This is a genomic window from Kitasatospora sp. NPDC029312, from assembly GCF_055569215.1.
In genome coordinates, this window is record NZ_JBVHXY010000071.1 from 9,634 (window position 1) to 25,090 (window position 15,457).

Here is a 15,457-nt window from a genome sequence, read left to right on the forward strand (position 1 = left end):
AGGCCCGTGCGGCGGTGGGGGTAAGCTGGCGGGGATGGGGGGCCTAACAACAAACAGCCTGGCCTCGGGGCCCCCCCACCGGTGGGGGTTGGTGGGGGGGGGGGTCCCCCCCTCCCCCCCCCCCCCCACGACGTACGGAACTTCAGCCGCCCAGGGCCTCGCCCACCAGGGCGCGCGCCTCCTCCTGTACCCGCGCGAGGTGCCGCTCGCCGAGGAACGACTCCGCGTAGATCTTGTACACGTCCTCTGTTCCCGAGGGCCGCGCGGCGAACCAGGCGTTGTCGGTGCAGACCTTCAGGCCGCCGATGGCCGCCCCGTTGCCGGGCGCCTGGGAGAGCACCGCGGTGATCTTCTCCCCGGCCAGTTCCCCGGCGGTGACCTGCTCGGGCGACAGCCGGGACAGGCGGGCCTTCTGCTCCCGGTCCGCGGGGGCGTCGACGCGGGCGTAGGCGGGCTCCCCGTAGCGGGCGGTCAGCTCCCGGTAGTAGGCGCTCGGGGTGACGCCGGTGACCGCGGTGATCTCGGAAGCGAGCAGGGCCAGCAGGATGCCGTCCTTGTCCGTGGTCCAGACCCCGCCGTCACGGCGCAGGAACGAAGCGCCGGCGCTCTCCTCGCCGCCGAAGGCGATCGAGCCCTCGAGCAGGCCGTCGACGAACCACTTGAAGCCGACCGGGACTTCCACCAGCCGCCGTCCGAGGCCGGCGGCGACGCGGTCCAGCATCGAGGAGGACACCAGGGTCTTCCCCACGGCCGCGTCCCCCGGCCAGTCGGCGCGGTGGCGGTACAGGTAGTCGACGGCCACCGCCAGGTAGTGGTTGGGGTTCATCAGACCCCCGTCCGGGGTCACGATGCCGTGCCGGTCGGCATCCGCGTCATTGCCGGTCGCCACCGCGAACTGCTCGCGCCGCTCGATCAGGGAGGCCATCGCCGCCGGGGAGGAACAGTCCATCCGGATCTTGCCGTCCCAGTCCAGCGTCATGAACCGCCACGTCGGGTCGGTGACCGGATTGACCACCGTCAGGTCCAGCCGGTGCGATTCGGCGATCCGCGCCCAGTACGCCACCGACGCCCCGCCCAATGGATCCGCACCGATGCGCACCCCCGCCGCCCGCACGGCCTCCAGGTCCAGCACCGACGGGAGGTCCTCCACGTAGGCCGTCAGGAAGTCGTAACGGCCCGTGGTCGCCGCGGCCGAGGCCCGGGCGTACGGGACCCTCTTCACTCCGCGCAGACCTTCACGGATCAGCTCGTTGGCGCGGTCCTGGATCCACCCCGTGGCCTCCGAGCCCGCCGGCCCCCCACTGGGCGGGTTGTACTTGAAGCCACCGTCGCGCGGCGGATTGTGCGAGGGCGTCACGACGATGCCGTCCGCCAACGCCTGCGGACTGCGCCGGTTGTGCGCCAGGATCGCGTGCGAAACCGCCGGCGTCGGTGTGTAACCGTCGGCGGAATCCACCAGTACGTTGACGCCGTTGGCCGCCAGCACCTCCAACGCCGTCACCCTCGCCGGCTCCGACAGCGCATGGGTGTCCGCCCCCAGGAACAACGGCCCGCTCACGCCCTGTTCCGCGCGGTACTCACAGATCGCCTGCGTCGTCGCGGCGATGTGGTCCTCGTTGAACGCCGCGTCCAGGGAGGAGCCCCGATGCCCCGACGTCCCGAACGCCACGCGTTGCGCGACCTCCTGCGGATCCGGCCGCACCGCGTAGTACGCCGTCACCAGCCGCGCCACATCCACCAGATCACCAGCCTGCGCCGGCTGCCCGGCCCGTGCGTGTGCCATCCGTCTCCTCCCAGCGAAAACCGAAACCCGCGACCCGTCCACTGCCCCCGCCCTCACCGATCGTAACCAGAACGGCACCGCGCCCCCCACCACACGTCCTCGCCACGCGCTTCGGGCGGCGCGTGACACGCCTCGCCCGGGGCTCGGACACGCTTGGGCGAGGCTCAGGCGGCAGCGGGGCCGGGCCTCCGACGCACACGGTCGGGGCTCAGGCGGGTCGAGGAGGGTTCAGTCGCGGGTGGGGAAGGGATCAGAAAGGGATCAGGCGGGCAGCTGCTCGCGGTAGCCCTCGAGCGCCGGCGCGGTGACGGTGGCGACGAACTCCGTGACCCGGTACTCGGCCAGGCCCTCACGCACGAACGGGTCGGTGGCGACCAGCGCCTCCATCGCCGCCCGGTCCGGCCCCGCCGCCAGGATCACGCCGCCCTCCCGCGGCACCTTGCGTCCCGAGGCCACGAACATCCCTGCCTCGTACTGCCCGCGCAACCACTCCGCATGCCGTGGCAACGCCTCGTCGATCCGCTCCAGCGGGGCGGTGTACATCAACTCCAGAACGAACATGCGGCCAGGTTAGACCCGCCGTCGGCGGCATCCTGCGGCAGGGCCGGGCAACACGGCCGCCCTTCGGGGACTGTGCTGCGGGCAGCGGCCGAGGGCCCGCGAGTGGCCCGCCTGCCCCGGGCCCGGCAGGCCCTGCTCGACGAAGCCAGGACCGCCTCCTCCCACATCCCCGCCGACGCCCCCGCCTACCAGCGAGGAATGTGGAACCACACCGCGCCGGACCTCCGGGAGATCGAACGCCGCCTGGGCCAGACCAATCACTAGCCGGCCCGCGTCCTCCCGCTGCCGTGGGGCGGCGGACAAGGGCGTGCGGGCCGGTAGGTGCCGGCCCGCCGGTTGCGGTACGACAATCGGCAAATGACGAATGATCGGAGAAATTCAGACATGAGCAGGCCAGGACTGTCCCGCCGCGCCCTGATCGCGGGCGCGGGCGCCGCCGCCGTCGGCTGGAACACCGCCGCCCGCGCCTGGGCCGCCGAGCCCGGGGCGCAGGTCGCCGACCTGCCGCCGCTGGACGGGCGGGTGACGCTCGAGGGCGCGGGGCTGGAGCGGTTCCGCGGCGACTTCGGGCACCTGGTCAGCGCCACTCCGCGCGCCGTCCTGCGGCCCGGCTCGGTGGCGGACGTGCAGAAGGTGATCGCCTTCGCCCGCCGCCACCGCATCCCGGTGGCCGTCAACGGGCAGAGCGGCGACCTGGCGGTCGTCGGGCAGGACGGGCTGGAATCGCACTCCAGCTACGGCCAGGCCAACCCGCGCGGCGGCATCGCGATCGACGCCCGAGGCCTGAACGGCATCGTCTCCGTCCAGCCCGGCCGGGCCGTGGTGGAAGCCGGCGCCACCTGGGCCCAGCTGGTGGACGCCGGCCTGGCCCAGGGGTGGGTGCCGCCGGCCCTGACGGACTACCTGCACCTGTCGGTGGGCGGGACGCTGAGCGTGGGCGGCATCGGCGGGGCCGTTCAGCACTACGGCATGCAGGTCGACACCGTCCAGGAGCTCGAGGTGGTGACCGGCACCGGGGAGCTGGTGACGGCCTCGCGCACCAGCAACCGGGAGCTGTTCGAGGCGGTACTGGCCGGCGGCGGGCAGGTCGGCGTGATCGTGCGGGCGACGCTGGCGCTGGTGCCGGTGCGCGCGCGTTCCACCGTGTTCACCCTCGCCTACGACGACCTGGACACCTACCTCGCCGACCAGGAGCGAGTGCTCGCCGACGGGCGCTTCGACCTGCAGGTCGGCAACGTGGTGCGCAGCGCGGACGGGCAGCGCTGGCGCTACACGGCGGAGTTGGTGGCCTACGGGGACGCCGGCCGGCCCGTCGAGCGGGACGCGCTGCTGGCGGGGCTGCGGCCGGTCGCGGACGAGACGTCCGTGGTGGAGCAGAGCTGGCGCGAGTACGCGTTCCGGGTCGACGCGTTCGCCGGGTACCTGCGGGCGGCGGGCTTGTGGGGGCTGCCGAAGCCGTGGCTGAGCCTGTTCCTGCCGGCCGCCACGGCGGGGGTGTTCATGCGCGAGGCGGCGCGCGAGCTGACGCCGGCGGACTTGGGGGCCGGGCTGCTGCTGTTCTACCCGTACGCGCGGGCGCGGGTGAAGGCGCCCCTGGCGGTGCTGCCGGACGCGCGGACCGGCTGGCACTTCGACCTGCTGGCCTTCCCCGGGCCGGGGGCGGACACGGCGGGGATGCTGGAGCGCAACCGGCGGCTGTACGAGCGGGCGGTCGAGCTGGGCGGCAAGCGGTACCTGATCGGGGCCGTGCCGGGGATGACGGGAGCGGACTGGCGGCGCCACTACGGGGCGCTGTGGGACCGGGTGGAGCGGGCCAAGCGGCGTTACGACCCGGCGGGCATCCTCACGCCGGGCCAGGGCATCCACAACAGCTGACAGCGTCAGACGGCGCCGGGGCCGGGCGCCGCGGCCCGCACCCGCGGCAGGCGCGCGGCCCCGCCGAGACCGCGGTGGCGTAGGCACTGCGGCGCGCCGCCGCTAACGGGCCAGGCGCCTCAACAGGCCCGAGGCCGCCGCGATCCCCGCGAGCGTCGCGGCCGCGAGGACCCCGAAGTCCAACGGCAGGTGCGAGGGCGTTCCGATCAGCAGGCCGCGCAGCGCGTCGACCTGGTAGCTGAGCGGGTTGACCTTGCTGACGGCCTGCAGCCAGCCCGGCATCAGATCGACGGGGTAGAGGGCGTTGGAGCCGAAGAACAGCGGCATGGTGATCGCCTGGCCGATGCCCATCAGGCGGTCGCGGGTCAGCACGATCCCGGCGATGGCCATCGACAGGCAGGAGAAGAACGCCGAGCCGAGCAGCACCGCCGCCACCACGCCCAGCAGGCGCAGGGGGTTCCAGGTCATGGCGACGCCGAGGACGGCGGCGATCAGCACCACGACCACCGCCTGCAGCACCGCCTTGACGCCGGCGGCGAAGGCCTTGCCGGTCACCAGCGCGGCGCGGGGGGTGGGGGTGACCAGCAGTTTGGTCAGGACGCCGGAGTCCCGCTCCCAGATGATCATGATGCCGTAGAAGATCGCGATGAACATCGCGGACTGGGCGATGATCCCGGGCGCCAGGTAGTCCAGGTAGGGGATCCCCCCGGTGGGGATGGCCTTGAGGCGAGTGAAGGTCTCCCCGAAGATCAGCAGCCACAGGGCCGGCTGGATCGCCCGGGTGTAGAGCTCGGTGCGGTCATGGCGCAGCTTCTGCAGTTCCACCGCGCACATCGCGGTGATGCGGGCGGGCACCAGGCGCCAGCCGGTGCGGGCGCGCGGGGGCACCAGCAGCAGGCCCAGCTCCGGGCCCAGTTGCCGGCCCGGCCCCGGGGCGGGTCCGCGTGCGGGCGGTTCAGCCGACGCGTCCTGCGGTGCGGCGGGTACGGCGGACATCGCCGAAGTCTCCTTCCGTGGCGTCGGCCAGGTCGCGGCCGGCGAAGTGGCGGAACACGTCGTCCAGGGTGGGGTCGTGGCGCTGCGGGTCGTCCTCGCGTACCCGGGCCTTGAGCTCGGCGGGGGTGCCGAGGGCCCGGATGCGTCCGCGGTCCATCAGGGCGACGCGGTCGCAGTGGTGGTCGGCCTCGTCCATGTAGTGGGTGGTGACCAGCACCGTCATGCCGGTGGCGCGGCGCACGGCGTCCACGCGCTCCCACACCCCGGTGCGGGCGATCGGGTCCAGACCGATGGTGGGCTCGTCCAGGACCAGCAGGCGCGGCGCGCTGACCAGGGCCTGGGCGAGTTCGAGGCGGCGCACCATGCCGCCGGAGTAGGTGGCGGCCATCCGCTCGGCCGCGTCGAGGAGGTCCACGGCGGCCAGGGCCTGGGTGACGCGCTCGGCGCGTTCGGCGCGTGGCACGTCGAAGACCCGGGCGAACAGGGCGACGTTCTCCCGTCCGGTCAGCCCGGCGTCGGCGGACAGTTGCTGGGGCACGTAGCCGAGCAGCCGCCGCACCTGCATGGGGCGGCGGGTGGCGTCGTGGCCGAAGACCCGCACCATGCCGGCGCCGACCGGCAGCAGGGTGGTGATCGCGCGGATCGTGGTGGTCTTGCCGGCGCCGTTGGGCCCCAGCAGACCGAACACCTCGCCGGTGCGCACCGTCAGGTCGACGCCGTCGACGGCCCGGGTCTCGTGGCCTTTGCCGCGGCCGTGGCGGAAGGTGTACTCCAGGCCGCGGCACACCACCGCGTCCGTCTCCTCCATCACTCCTCCTCCGGCAGGGTGCGCAGGCCCTGCGCGAGCGAGCGCAGCGCGGGTAGCGCCGCGGCCAGCGCCGCCTGCTCGTCCTCGGGCAGGGCCGCCACGAGTCGGCCCACCAGCGCCCGGCGCCGCGCGCGCCAGGCCTCGATCCGTTCCTCGGCCTCGCCGGTGGCGTGGAGCAGCGCCGCCCGCCGGTCCGCCGGGTCCACCTCGCGCCGCAGCAGGCCCTCCGCGACCAGTTGGTTGACCAGCGTGGACACCGAGTTCCCGGCCAGGCACAGCTCCTCGGCCGCGTCCGAGACGCGCAGCCCGGGGCTGTCCGTCACCAGGCGCAGCAGCTCCACCTGCGCCCCGCGCAGCCGGGGCTGGTCCAGGCCCTGGCGCAGTCTGCGCCGCAGCATGCGCTGGAGGCCGACCAGCAGCGCGGAGAACTCCTCCGCGAGCGCGGTGTCGGGGGTGTTCGGGGCTTGTGTCGTCACACGCTCATTTTAGCTCTCAGTAAGAGGTATCTGTCGAGGGGCTGCGCCCGCTGGTCCTGGCGGCCGCCACGCCCCAGCACTCCCATGCGTCACGGATTCCACCGATCCCGTGAACGGCGGGGGCCGCCGCTGCTAGCGTCCCCGCACACCGGGATTCGCCCGGCGGCGCGCGGGGACGCCGACACCGACGACGAGGGGGGACGGCCTTGCCCAAGACGGTGGCCAAGAACGCGCAGCACGCCGAGGAACTGCTCACCGCCTACTGCCTGGAGATCGATTTCGACCGACAGTGGATCGAGGACGAGCAGTGGGCGACCAGCATTCGCATCGCCCTGGACCCGAAGGAGGGCGTGGAGTCCGCCGAGCGCACCATCGACTCCGACAAGCAGGAGGTCCAGAACGCCGCCGCACGAGCCCAGCGCGAGGCCGACCTCGCCCCGCACCTGGGCGCGCTGAAAGCCGCGATCAAGGCCGATCACACCGTCTCGGCCGACCGGGAGGGCGTCCTGCTCCAGCTGTGCGTCGCACAGTACGTCGGCGGCGGCGGCGTCAATCTTGGCTACCACCAGGAGCGGTACACGGCCGCCGAGTACGCCGACCAGCGGAACCGGTGGGCCCGCCTGGCCAGCCTCGGCGCCGGCGCCCAGTTCATCGCCGATTTCCGCTCCGGCGCGCCGGAGGACAAGGCCGCCAAGGGCAAGGGCAACGTCGGCGACACCCATGACACCAGGACCTGGCAGGGCAACCTCTACGTCCGGATCGGCCGGGTCAGGTTCAACCTCCACGTCGACCTCGCGATGTAGCCGCCGGCTGCGGACTCCACCGGTGCCGGTGCGGGTTCCGGTGCCCACCGGGGGGGAGCGGCGTGTCGTGCGGCTGGCGCGTCGGGCGCGTCGGGAGCCGTGGGCGTAGTAGCGTCGGGCGCGAAGTCGCGCCCGGTGCGCGGCTTTTGCTGACAGCGGACGGGGGTTCGGCTTGCGGAGGAACAGGGGGTGGTGGGTGTGGGACGGACACCTGTACAGGCACGGGTGATCGAGCACCCGGGGGTGGAGGACGTGAGCGTCCAGCAGGTGCTGGAGGCCCTCGCCGATCCGGCCAGGCGGGCCGTGGTGCGCACCCTGGCGCACGCACCCCGCGACCTGAGCTGCGGGTCCTTCGACCTGCCGGTGGGGCGCTCCACCTCCAGCCACCACCTTGCGGTGCTGCGCGCCGCCGGGCTGCTGCGCCAGTACTACGTCGGCACGACCAAGATGAACGCGCTGCGCACGCAGGAGCTGGAGCGGCGCTTCCCGGGCCTGTTGGCGGCGGTGGTCGCGGCGGCCGACGCGGAGGCCCGGGAAGTGCTCATGAATTGATGGTCCGTCAGCTCTTCTTGTGGTCGGTGACGGTGACGACGATCTTGCCGACCTGAGTCCCGGCCTCGAGGTAGCGGTGGGCCTCGGCGATGCTGTCGAGCCCCTCGAAGACCCGGTCGATCACGGGGGTGAACGTGCCGTCGGCGAGGCCCGCGGTGATGAACGCGTGGCCGCGGCGCAGCCGTTCGGCGTCGCGGCTCACCTCGTGGATGGTGTAGAAGCGGCTGCTGATGGGTGCGAAGGTGTCCTGGCCGGGCATGGGGGTGTCGGTGAGATCGAGACGGCCGTAGACGATCAAGCGCCCGCCCGGGGCGATCGCGTGGGCGAGGGTGACGACGCCCGGACCGGCGATGGCATCGAAGACGGTGCGCACCCCCACACCGCCGGTGATGTCCAGGACGCGGGTGACGAGATCCTCTTCACCGGTCACGATGACCTCGGCGGCGCCCGCGTCCAGCAGTTGCTGCCGCTTGGCCGGGGTGCGGGTGGTGGCGATCGGCACCGCGCCCAGGCGCCGGGCGATCCGGATCGCGGCCAGCCCCACACTGGAGGCGGCCGCGGTGAGCAGCACGTGGTCGCCCGGCCGCAGGTGCCCGTCCTCCGCGAGGGCGCCGTAGGCGGTCAGGTAGGGCATCCAGACGGCGGCGCCCTGCACGGCCGTCAGCTGCGGGAGGCGGTGGACGACGGCCCGGGCGGGCACGAGCGCGTGCGTCGCGTAGACGCCGTAGTCGTTCTGCGAGAACGCCGGGATGGAGTCGACCGGGTCACCGACGCGGAAGCCGGCGACCCCCTCGCCGACCGCGTCCACGGTGCCGGCGGCCTCATAGCCGGGGGTGGCCGGGAAGACGGGCACCTCCAGGTACTGGCCGGCACGGTACAGGGCCTCGGCCCGGTTGAGGCCCAGCGCCTCGACCTTGATCCGCACCTCGCCCGGGCCGGGCTCGGGCAGCTCCACCTCCCGTACGGACAGGACTTCCGGAGCACCGACGGCCTCGAAGACGACCTTCCTAGGCATGACAAACTCCCCCTGGGTTGCACGGCATTGACGTGGTCAGGACGTGGTCAGGACGTGATCACGGATGTGATCCGGATACCCACCCAAGCGCCGACCGGAGCTTGTGTCAAACATCGATTCGGATCGGAATACGGCATCTCCAGCCCGTTGTTGCAGCAAGGTTGAACGCTCGTCAGCCGCGGTACGCAGGGGACCGCAGGGCCGAGGAGGCGCGGTCGGCGGGGGGCGTAGGCTGGCGCGCATGATCGGGGACGGTGTCCAGGGGTGGGCCGGCACGCGCCGGTGGGTGGAGGGCGCACTCGCGTCCGGCGAGCGGATCGCGGAGGTGACGCCGCTCAAGGGCGGGTGGACCTCACGGATGCGGCGCCTGGACATCGAGGGCGGCGCCGCCCCCTACGCGCTGGTACTGCGGTCCTTCGTCAAGCCGTTCTACCGCCGCCACGCCGGCGGCCTGCTGACCCGCGAGGCCCGGATGCTGGACCGGCTGGAGTCCTCCGGGGTGCCGGCCGCCAGACTGCGGGCCCTCGACGCGGACGGGCAGTGGTGCGACCACCCGTCACTGGTGATGACCCACCTGCCCGGCACGGTCCGCATCGCCGAGGACGGACAGGTGCAGCACCGCATCGCCCTGCTGGCGGCCCAGCTGGCGGCCATCCACACCATCGAGATGCCCGAACCGACCCGCCCGCGCGCCTGGCAGGCCTGGACCGCGCCCGAACGCGTCCGCACGCCGGCCGCCACCGGCCGTACGGACCTGTGGGCGCGGGCGGTGGACGTGATCCGCCGCGAGGCGCCCGCGCACCGCTCCTGCTTCCTGCACCGCGACTTCCACCCCGGCAACGTCCTGTTCACCGGCACCGGCGCGCAGTTGACGGTCAGCGGCGTGGTGGACTGGGTGGAGACCTCCTGGGGCCCGGCCGACCTGGACGTGGCCCACTGTTCCACCGCCCTGGCCCTGCTGCACGGCGTCCCCGCGGGCATGGCCTTCGCCGACGCCTACCGGCACGCCGGCGGACGGCTCACCGAGGACGACGCCGACCACCTGTACTGGCGGCTGCTGGACGCCCTCGCCTACGCCCCGGACGCCGAGAAGGTCGCCGAACCCTGGCGCGAACTGGGCCGTACCGACCTGACACCCGCACTCCTCACCCAGCGCCTGGAGGACTACCTCCAGGCCCTCTTCGACCGCTACGCGTAGCCTGCGGCACACCGCCCGCTGACCGACCCGCGGGTGCCGGTGGCCGACCCATCGGTGCCTCGGCATGCGGGCTCTGGTTCGATGGGGGGTGCCGTGACCGCCGCCTGCGAGGAGCAAGACCCTGAGTACGTCGTTCGCGGAAGCGCTCTCCGTCGGACTGCTGGTGCTGGTGCTGGTCTGCGCCGTGGCGCGGCCGTGGGGCTGGCCGGAGGCGGTGGTCGCGGTGCCCGCGGCCGCCCTGGTGGTCGGCACCGGGGCGATCTCGCCGGCCCACGCGGCGGCCGAGGCGGAGCGGCTCGGGCCGGTGGTCGGGTTCCTGGCGGCCGTGCTGGTGCTGGCGCAGCTGTGCGACGACGAGGGCCTGTTCCGCGCTTGCGGGGCGTGGATGGCCCGCGCCTCGGCGGGGAGTCCACGGCGGCTGCTGGTGCAGGTGTTCGCGGTCGCGTCGGTGATCACGGCGGTGCTCAGTCTGGATGCCACGGTGGTGCTGCTCACGCCGGTGGTGTTCGCCACCGCGGCCCGGCTCGGCGCCCGGCCCAAGCCGCACCTGTACGCCTGTACGCACCTGTCGAACACCGCCTCGCTGCTGCTGCCGGTGTCGAACCTGACGAACCTGCTGGCCTTCGCCGCCAGCGGGCTGAGTTTCACCCGGTTCGCCGCGCTGATGGTGCTGCCGTGGCTGGCGGCGATCGCCGTGGAGTACCTGGTGCTGCGCCGGTTCTTCGCCGTCGACCTGGCCGCGGGCGCTCCGGCTCCGGTCGGGGCGGAGGCACCGGAGATGCCGCTGTTCGCGCTCGTCACCGTCGCCGGCACGCTCGGCGGGTTCGTGCTGACCTCCGCGGTCGGGATCGACCCGGCGTGGGCGGCGCTGGCCGGCGCCCTGGTGCTCGCCGTCCGGGCCCTCGTCCAGCGGCGGACCACCCCGGCCGCGATCGTGCGGACGGCCGCCGTGCCGTTCCTGGCGTTCGTCCTGGCGCTCGGCGTCGTGGTGCGGGCGGTGGTCGACAACGGGCTGGCCTCCGCGCTCGGGCACCTCGTGCCGCACGGCACCTCGCTGCCCGCCCTGCTCGGCATCGCGGCGCTGGCGGCCGTCCTGGCGAACGTCATCAACAACCTGCCCGCCACGCTCGTCCTGCTCCCGCTCGCCGTCCCGTCCGGTTCCGGAGCCGTGCTGGCGGTGCTGCTCGGGGTGAACATCGGCCCGAACCTGACCTACGCCGGCTCGCTGGCCACCCTGCTGTGGCGGCGGATCATCCGCGAGCACGACACCGAGGTCGGCCTGGGCGAGTTCACCCGGCTCGGCCTGCTCGTCGTGCCCGCTGCCCTGGTGCTGGCCGTGGTGGCACTGTGGGGCTCCCTGCGGATCATCGGAGCGTGACGAGCATGAAGAGGGTGACACCGTGACCGTCGTCGTCTGGATCGCCGAAGGCACCTGGCCCGCCTGTGTCGACGCCGCCCGCGCGCACGCGCCGCAGGACGCGGAGATCGTCCTGCTGCACGTCAGCGGTCAGGAGGTGCCCGGCGTCGCGCACGGCGCGTTCGCCGGTCTGCTCGGGCGCGGCCACCGCGAGCGTGACCCCGGAACCCGGGTGGAGGACCTGGCGGCCGGGTCGGCCCGGCAGCTGCTCGACGCCGCGGCCGACCGCCTCGGCCGGGCCTGCACCCGGGTGGAGCGCACCGGCCACACGGAACGCGAGGTCGTCGCGGCGGCGGAGGGTGCCGAACTGCTCGTCCTCGCCCGGGACGGCGACCGCACCCGCCTCGGACCCCGCAGTCTCGGGCCGGCCACCCGCTTCGTCGTCGACCACGCGCCCTGCCCCGTGCTGCTGGTCTGGCCGGAACCCGCGCCGGGCGCCGACACCCTCCCTCCCCCACCGCCCCACCAGCGGTGATCCGCCCGACCGGGAGCCGTGGCGTTCGGTGCGCGGGGCAGCCGCCCACGCGTCAGCGGGCGAGACGGTAGGCCCGTACCGCCGTGCCGCCGAACACCTGGGCGCGCTCGTGCGACTGCAGCCCGTACGTCGACTCCTCGGTGGGGCGCGCCAGCGGATCGCACTGACGGGTCGGCGCGGGTGCCCCCGCGTCGCCGACGGAATAGCGTGGCCGACGGCGCCCGCCCGCCCCGGTGGCGGTGCGCGAGACGACGGCAGCGGCTCCCTGGAGGTCCGTACATGCGCGCGGTGACCTACGACTCGTACGTCCCGGACAACTCCCGACTGCGGTACGGCGAGGTACCCGACCCGAAGGTGGGCCCCGGCCAGGTGTTGATCCAGGTCCGGGCGGCGTCCGTCAACCCGGTCGACTGGAAGATCATGACGGGGGGCCTGGACGGCATGATGGACGCCGTCTTCCCCGTCATCCCCGGCTGGGACGTGGCCGGCGTGGTCACCGGGACGGGCCCCGACACGCCCGAGTTCGCCCCCGGGGACGAGGTGATGGCGTACGCCCGCAAGGACGTGGTGCAGGCCGGCACCTTCGCCGAGTACGTGGCGGTCGCCGCGACCTCGGTGGCCCGCAAGCCCGCCGGGCTCGACTGGGCGCAGACGGCCGGGCTGCCGCTGGCCGGTCTGACCGCGCTGCGCTGCCTGGACCGGCTCGAGATCGGCCCGGCCGACGTGCTGCTGGTCCACGGCGCCTCCGGCGGGGTGGGCAGCCTCGCGGTGCAGCTCGGGCGTGACCGCGGCGCCCGAGTGATCGGTACCGCCTCGGAGCGCAACCACGCCTTCGTCCGCGAGCTGGGTGCCGAGCCGGTGACGTACGGGGACGGCCTGGCGGAGCGGGTGCGTGAGCTGGTGCCCGCCGGCGTGTCGGCCGTGGCGGACTTCGTCGGCGGTCAGCTGGAGACGACCCTGGCCGTGCTCGCGGAGGGTGGCCGGCACGTCTCCATCACCGACCCGAGCGTGGGGCAGCACGGCGGGCACTGGATCTGGGTCCGCCCGGACGGCGCCAAGCTCGCCGAGCTGGCGGCGGCGGTCGACCGCGGCGCACTGACCGTGGAGGTCGCGCAGACCTTCCCGCTGGAGCGGGCGGGCGAGGCCTTCGACGCCAGCCGCACCGGCCACACCCGCGGCAAGCTGGTCCTCGTGCCGTAAGCCGTGAGGTGCGGCGGCTCGCGCCGCAGGGCCGCCGCACCTCGACGGCGGCGGCGCGTTCGGCGGCGCTCAGGCCGCCCGCTGCGAGGCGGCGGCCGACGGCCGCAGGTCGGCCAGGCGCAAGGGGTGTGCGGGCTCGTCCGGCAGGACGAGGCGCCGGGTGGCCGTCTGGTCGGGTCCGACGTGGAGGAGTTCCCCCGGCTCCATCAGCCGCCAGTGCGGGTTGTCGTCCATGCGTTCGCTGGCGATCACGGTCGACCGGGCGTGGACGAGGTCGCTCGAGTGGACGCGCATGCGCCCCGCCGTGCCGGCGTGGTCCAGGTGCCGGTTGCCGTGCTTTCCGCCGGCCCGGCGGTGGAGGACGTACAGGTCGTGGGTGTCGGGGTAGCGCAGCGCCCACAGCTGGTCGGCGGTGATGAGGACGATGTTGAGGGCGTAGACCGGCAGGTTCCCGGCCACCCAGCGGGCGGCGGCCTCGATCCCGGCGGTGACGTCGCCGCCGCGCGCCGCCGTCTCCCGAGTGATCAGGGCGAAGAAGCGCTCGGAGTCGGTGTCGCCCCTGACCAGGGAGCGGTCCGGTCCGAGGTGGTCGTCGAGCCGTTCGAGGCCCTCGATCACCCCGTTGTGGGCGAACAGCCGCCCGTCCTGCTCGAACGGGTGGGTGTTGACGCCCTCCAGGGCCCCGGTGGTGGCGAACCGGATGTGGGCCAGGAAGGTCGCCGACTCCACCGACGCGGCGTCCTCGGCGAAGGAGCGGTCCTGGAACGCGGCGATGGGGGCCTTGTGGACCTGCGGGGTCCCGTCGGGGGCGAAGTAGCCCAGTCCGGTGCCGTCGGGGTCACGGTGGCTCTGCTCGGTCAGGCTGTCGGGCGCTTTCAGCAGCCAGAACGTCGCGCGACTGCGCCGGGGCGCACTGCTCAGGCCGAACAAGCGGCACATGCGGGTCCTCCCTCTCGTCTGCCGACCGGCTCCCCCTCTGCCCATCATCGCTGCGGCAGGTCGGGCCGCAGGTCCGGTGGGTGGAAGCAGGCGGTGACGGTCTTGCCGTCCTTCTGCAGACGGGTGTGCCAATGGTCGGCGAGCGCGTCGACCAGCGCCAGACCCCGCCCGCCGGTGGCGTCGGGGGCCGCCGCGCGGGGGCGCGGGAGCCGACTGCTGTGGTCGTGGACGCTCAGGTGCAGGCAGCGTCCGTCCCAGGTCAGCACCAGCTCCGCGTCACTGCCGGCGTGGACGTGGGCGTTGGTGGTCAGTTCGGACACGGCCAGCACCACCGCGTCCGCGACCGCCGGGGCGTCCCGGTTCCAGCCGAGGGCGTCGAGATGCGCTCGCGCCCATGCCCGCCCGGCCCGTACCCCCGCGCCGAGCGGCAGTCGCCGAGCCCACCCCACCCCGCGGATCCTGGACATGCAGGCCTCCCTCCAGTTGGGTGCGGCCTGCGTCTGCCCGCATCCGGCGGCCGTATGCGGCGCAGGTCACACTCCGTCGGCTGGCGCTCGGTCAGGGTTCGGCACGAAACCGAGCGCACCCGGAACGGGACGGGCACGAAACCGGGCGCACACCGAACAGGGCAGGCCAGAAACCGGGCGGGCATGGAACCGGACCGGACGGGAAGGCGGTCGCCACGGAGCGCGCCGCAGGGGCGGCGCCGTGACGCGAGGAGAGACATGAGCGCCAGCAGGATCTGGGAGTTCCGTTCCGAGTCCGGCCACGTCTCGGGCACCGACCTGGTCGGCTTCCACGTCGAGGCCACCGACGGCCCCATCGGCAAGATCGACAAGCACTCCGAGGAGGTCGGCGACTCGTACCTGGTGGTCGACACCGGCCCGTGGATCTTCGGCAGCCGGGTCCTGCTGCCCGCCGGCACCGTCGCCCGCGTCGACCAGCACGACCGGAAGGTGTACGTCGACCGCACGAAGGACGAGATCAAGAACGGCCCCGGGTTCGACCCTGCCACCCACGGCACCGACGCCGGCTACCAGGAGCAGTACACCGCCTACTACGGCCCCTTCTACGTCGGCCCGTTCCTCTGACCGGCACGCGGGTCCGCCGCCGCACCGGCGGTACGGCCCGCGATCGTCCGGAAGCCTGACGCACTGCCCGTCCCCGGGCGGCCCGTGCCCCCGCGGCGGTTCGCCGCGGGGGCTTCGGCCGGGTGCGGCGGTCGTTCGGATCGCTCCTGCTTCTCGCCGCGTCGATCCCACCGCTAAGGAGTCATCTCATTTGGAGAGTCTGCGGTAGCAGATGACGGCCACGGCGATGCTGGCGAAGGCTGCGAAGTGCTCGCCCTTGCGTTCGTAG

General features: G+C 73.6%; 17 protein-coding genes. 9 read left to right on the forward strand and 8 right to left on the reverse strand.

The window, feature by feature from the left end; genetic code table 11:
• Positions 1 to 142: 142 nt before the first annotated feature.
• Positions 143 to 1,783 carry a phosphoglucomutase (alpha-D-glucose-1,6-bisphosphate-dependent) gene (pgm, locus tag ACZ4WV_RS34345; protein WP_465752854.1) on the reverse strand — a complete coding sequence of 547 codons (1,641 nt, stop codon included), beginning with the start codon at positions 1,781 to 1,783 and terminating at the stop codon, positions 143 to 145.
• A 261-nt stretch (positions 1,784 to 2,044) separates the two neighbouring features.
• The gene (locus tag ACZ4WV_RS34350) at positions 2,045 to 2,344 is read right to left on the reverse strand and encodes a YciI family protein (RefSeq protein ID WP_465752856.1); all 300 of its coding nucleotides are present in this window, start codon (positions 2,342 to 2,344) and stop codon (positions 2,045 to 2,047) included.
• Between the two features lie 102 nt (positions 2,345 to 2,446).
• On the opposite strand from ACZ4WV_RS34350, the gene ACZ4WV_RS34355 reads away from it, so the two are divergent.
• Both ACZ4WV_RS34355 and ACZ4WV_RS34360 read left to right on the forward strand, forming a co-directional pair.
• A complete protein-coding gene (locus ACZ4WV_RS34355) occupies positions 2,447 to 2,608 on the forward strand; it encodes a hypothetical protein (RefSeq protein WP_465752858.1) in 162 nt (53 codons plus the stop codon).
• A gap of 120 nt (positions 2,609 to 2,728) precedes the next feature.
• Positions 2,729 to 4,219 (forward strand): FAD-binding protein, encoded by a 1,491-nt coding sequence (locus ACZ4WV_RS34360; protein WP_465752860.1) that lies wholly within the window; start codon positions 2,729 to 2,731, stop codon positions 4,217 to 4,219.
• A gap of 102 nt (positions 4,220 to 4,321) precedes the next feature.
• On the opposite strand, the gene ACZ4WV_RS34365 is transcribed toward ACZ4WV_RS34360, so the two are convergent.
• The 3 genes from ACZ4WV_RS34365 to ACZ4WV_RS34375 are packed head-to-tail and all read right to left on the reverse strand — an operon-like array spanning position 4,322 to position 6,421.
• On the reverse strand, positions 4,322 to 5,215 hold the full coding sequence (locus tag ACZ4WV_RS34365; protein WP_465752862.1) for an ABC transporter permease: 894 nt from the start codon (positions 5,213 to 5,215) through the stop codon (positions 4,322 to 4,324).
• Positions 5,175 to 6,023 (reverse strand): ATP-binding cassette domain-containing protein, encoded by an 849-nt coding sequence (locus tag ACZ4WV_RS34370; RefSeq protein WP_465752864.1) that lies wholly within the window; start codon positions 6,021 to 6,023, stop codon positions 5,175 to 5,177. Before ACZ4WV_RS34370 ends, ACZ4WV_RS34365 begins: the two co-directional genes overlap by 41 nt.
• A complete protein-coding gene (locus tag ACZ4WV_RS34375) occupies positions 6,023 to 6,421 on the reverse strand; it encodes a MarR family winged helix-turn-helix transcriptional regulator (protein ID WP_465752884.1) in 399 nt (132 codons plus the stop codon). Before ACZ4WV_RS34375 ends, ACZ4WV_RS34370 begins: the two co-directional genes overlap by 1 nt.
• A 284-nt stretch (positions 6,422 to 6,705) precedes the next feature.
• Between ACZ4WV_RS34375 and ACZ4WV_RS34380 the strand changes: the two genes are divergently transcribed.
• Both ACZ4WV_RS34380 and ACZ4WV_RS34385 read left to right on the forward strand, forming a co-directional pair.
• Positions 6,706 to 7,302 carry a hypothetical protein gene (locus ACZ4WV_RS34380; protein ID WP_465752866.1) on the forward strand — a complete coding sequence of 199 codons (597 nt, stop codon included), beginning with the start codon at positions 6,706 to 6,708 and terminating at the stop codon, positions 7,300 to 7,302.
• 225 nt (positions 7,303 to 7,527) lie between these two features.
• Positions 7,528 to 7,854, forward strand: coding sequence for an ArsR/SmtB family transcription factor (locus tag ACZ4WV_RS34385; protein ID WP_465752868.1), 327 nt, complete (start codon positions 7,528 to 7,530; stop codon positions 7,852 to 7,854).
• 7 nt (positions 7,855 to 7,861) lie between these two features.
• Here ACZ4WV_RS34385 and ACZ4WV_RS34390 read toward each other — a convergent pair whose 3' ends face one another.
• On the reverse strand, positions 7,862 to 8,869 hold the full coding sequence (locus tag ACZ4WV_RS34390) for a zinc-dependent alcohol dehydrogenase family protein (RefSeq protein ID WP_465752870.1): 1,008 nt from the start codon (positions 8,867 to 8,869) through the stop codon (positions 7,862 to 7,864).
• Positions 8,870 to 9,110: 241 nt separating this feature from the next.
• Between ACZ4WV_RS34390 and ACZ4WV_RS34395 the strand changes: the two genes are divergently transcribed.
• The 4 genes from ACZ4WV_RS34395 (at position 9,111) to ACZ4WV_RS34410 (ending at position 13,159) form a co-directional block, all read left to right on the forward strand.
• Positions 9,111 to 10,067 carry a phosphotransferase family protein gene (locus tag ACZ4WV_RS34395; protein WP_465752872.1) on the forward strand — a complete coding sequence of 319 codons (957 nt, stop codon included), beginning with the start codon at positions 9,111 to 9,113 and terminating at the stop codon, positions 10,065 to 10,067.
• A gap of 121 nt (positions 10,068 to 10,188) precedes the next feature.
• Positions 10,189 to 11,445, forward strand: coding sequence for an SLC13 family permease (locus tag ACZ4WV_RS34400; protein ID WP_465752886.1), 1,257 nt, complete (start codon positions 10,189 to 10,191; stop codon positions 11,443 to 11,445).
• A gap of 22 nt (positions 11,446 to 11,467) precedes the next feature.
• Positions 11,468 to 11,959: a universal stress protein gene (locus ACZ4WV_RS34405; protein WP_465752874.1), complete on the forward strand. Its 492-nt coding sequence runs from the start codon at positions 11,468 to 11,470 to the stop codon at positions 11,957 to 11,959.
• A 279-nt stretch (positions 11,960 to 12,238) separates the two neighbouring features.
• The gene (locus ACZ4WV_RS34410; protein ID WP_465752876.1) at positions 12,239 to 13,159 is read left to right on the forward strand and encodes an NADP-dependent oxidoreductase; all 921 of its coding nucleotides are present in this window, start codon (positions 12,239 to 12,241) and stop codon (positions 13,157 to 13,159) included.
• A gap of 69 nt (positions 13,160 to 13,228) precedes the next feature.
• Here ACZ4WV_RS34410 and ACZ4WV_RS34415 read toward each other — a convergent pair whose 3' ends face one another.
• Both ACZ4WV_RS34415 and ACZ4WV_RS34420 read right to left on the reverse strand, forming a co-directional pair.
• Complete coding sequence (locus ACZ4WV_RS34415; protein WP_465752878.1) at positions 13,229 to 14,098, reverse strand: class II glutamine amidotransferase; 870 nt, start codon at positions 14,096 to 14,098, stop codon at positions 13,229 to 13,231.
• 44 nt (positions 14,099 to 14,142) lie between these two features.
• Entirely contained in the window at positions 14,143 to 14,565 is a 423-nt protein-coding gene (locus ACZ4WV_RS34420; protein WP_465752880.1) for an ATP-binding protein, read from the reverse strand.
• Between the two features lie 258 nt (positions 14,566 to 14,823).
• Here ACZ4WV_RS34420 and ACZ4WV_RS34425 point away from each other — a divergent pair, with 258 nt between their 5' ends.
• Positions 14,824 to 15,189: a PRC-barrel domain-containing protein gene (locus ACZ4WV_RS34425; protein WP_465752882.1), complete on the forward strand. Its 366-nt coding sequence runs from the start codon at positions 14,824 to 14,826 to the stop codon at positions 15,187 to 15,189.
• The last annotated feature ends 268 nt before the right edge of the window (positions 15,190 to 15,457 follow it).

Coding starts and splice junctions, on each gene's coding strand:
- ACZ4WV_RS34350 (WP_465752856.1), bottom strand. CDS start 2,344: ATGTTCGTTCTGGAGTTGATGTACACCGCCCCGCTGGAGCGGATCGAC.
- ACZ4WV_RS34360 (WP_465752860.1), top strand. CDS start 2,729: ATGAGCAGGCCAGGACTGTCCCGCCGCGCCCTGATCGCGGGCGCGGGC.
- ACZ4WV_RS34420 (WP_465752880.1), bottom strand. CDS start 14,565: ATGTCCAGGATCCGCGGGGTGGGGTGGGCTCGGCGACTGCCGCTCGGC.
- ACZ4WV_RS34375 (WP_465752884.1), bottom strand. CDS start 6,421: ATGCTGCGGCGCAGACTGCGCCAGGGCCTGGACCAGCCCCGGCTGCGC.
- pgm (WP_465752854.1), bottom strand. CDS start 1,783: ATGGCACACGCACGGGCCGGGCAGCCGGCGCAGGCTGGTGATCTGGTG.
- ACZ4WV_RS34395 (WP_465752872.1), top strand. CDS start 9,111: ATGATCGGGGACGGTGTCCAGGGGTGGGCCGGCACGCGCCGGTGGGTG.
- ACZ4WV_RS34370 (WP_465752864.1), bottom strand. CDS start 6,023: ATGGAGGAGACGGACGCGGTGGTGTGCCGCGGCCTGGAGTACACCTTC.
- ACZ4WV_RS34410 (WP_465752876.1), top strand. CDS start 12,239: ATGCGCGCGGTGACCTACGACTCGTACGTCCCGGACAACTCCCGACTG.
- ACZ4WV_RS34425 (WP_465752882.1), top strand. CDS start 14,824: ATGAGCGCCAGCAGGATCTGGGAGTTCCGTTCCGAGTCCGGCCACGTC.
- ACZ4WV_RS34390 (WP_465752870.1), bottom strand. CDS start 8,869: ATGCCTAGGAAGGTCGTCTTCGAGGCCGTCGGTGCTCCGGAAGTCCTG.
- ACZ4WV_RS34415 (WP_465752878.1), bottom strand. CDS start 14,098: ATGTGCCGCTTGTTCGGCCTGAGCAGTGCGCCCCGGCGCAGTCGCGCG.
- ACZ4WV_RS34365 (WP_465752862.1), bottom strand. CDS start 5,215: ATGTCCGCCGTACCCGCCGCACCGCAGGACGCGTCGGCTGAACCGCCC.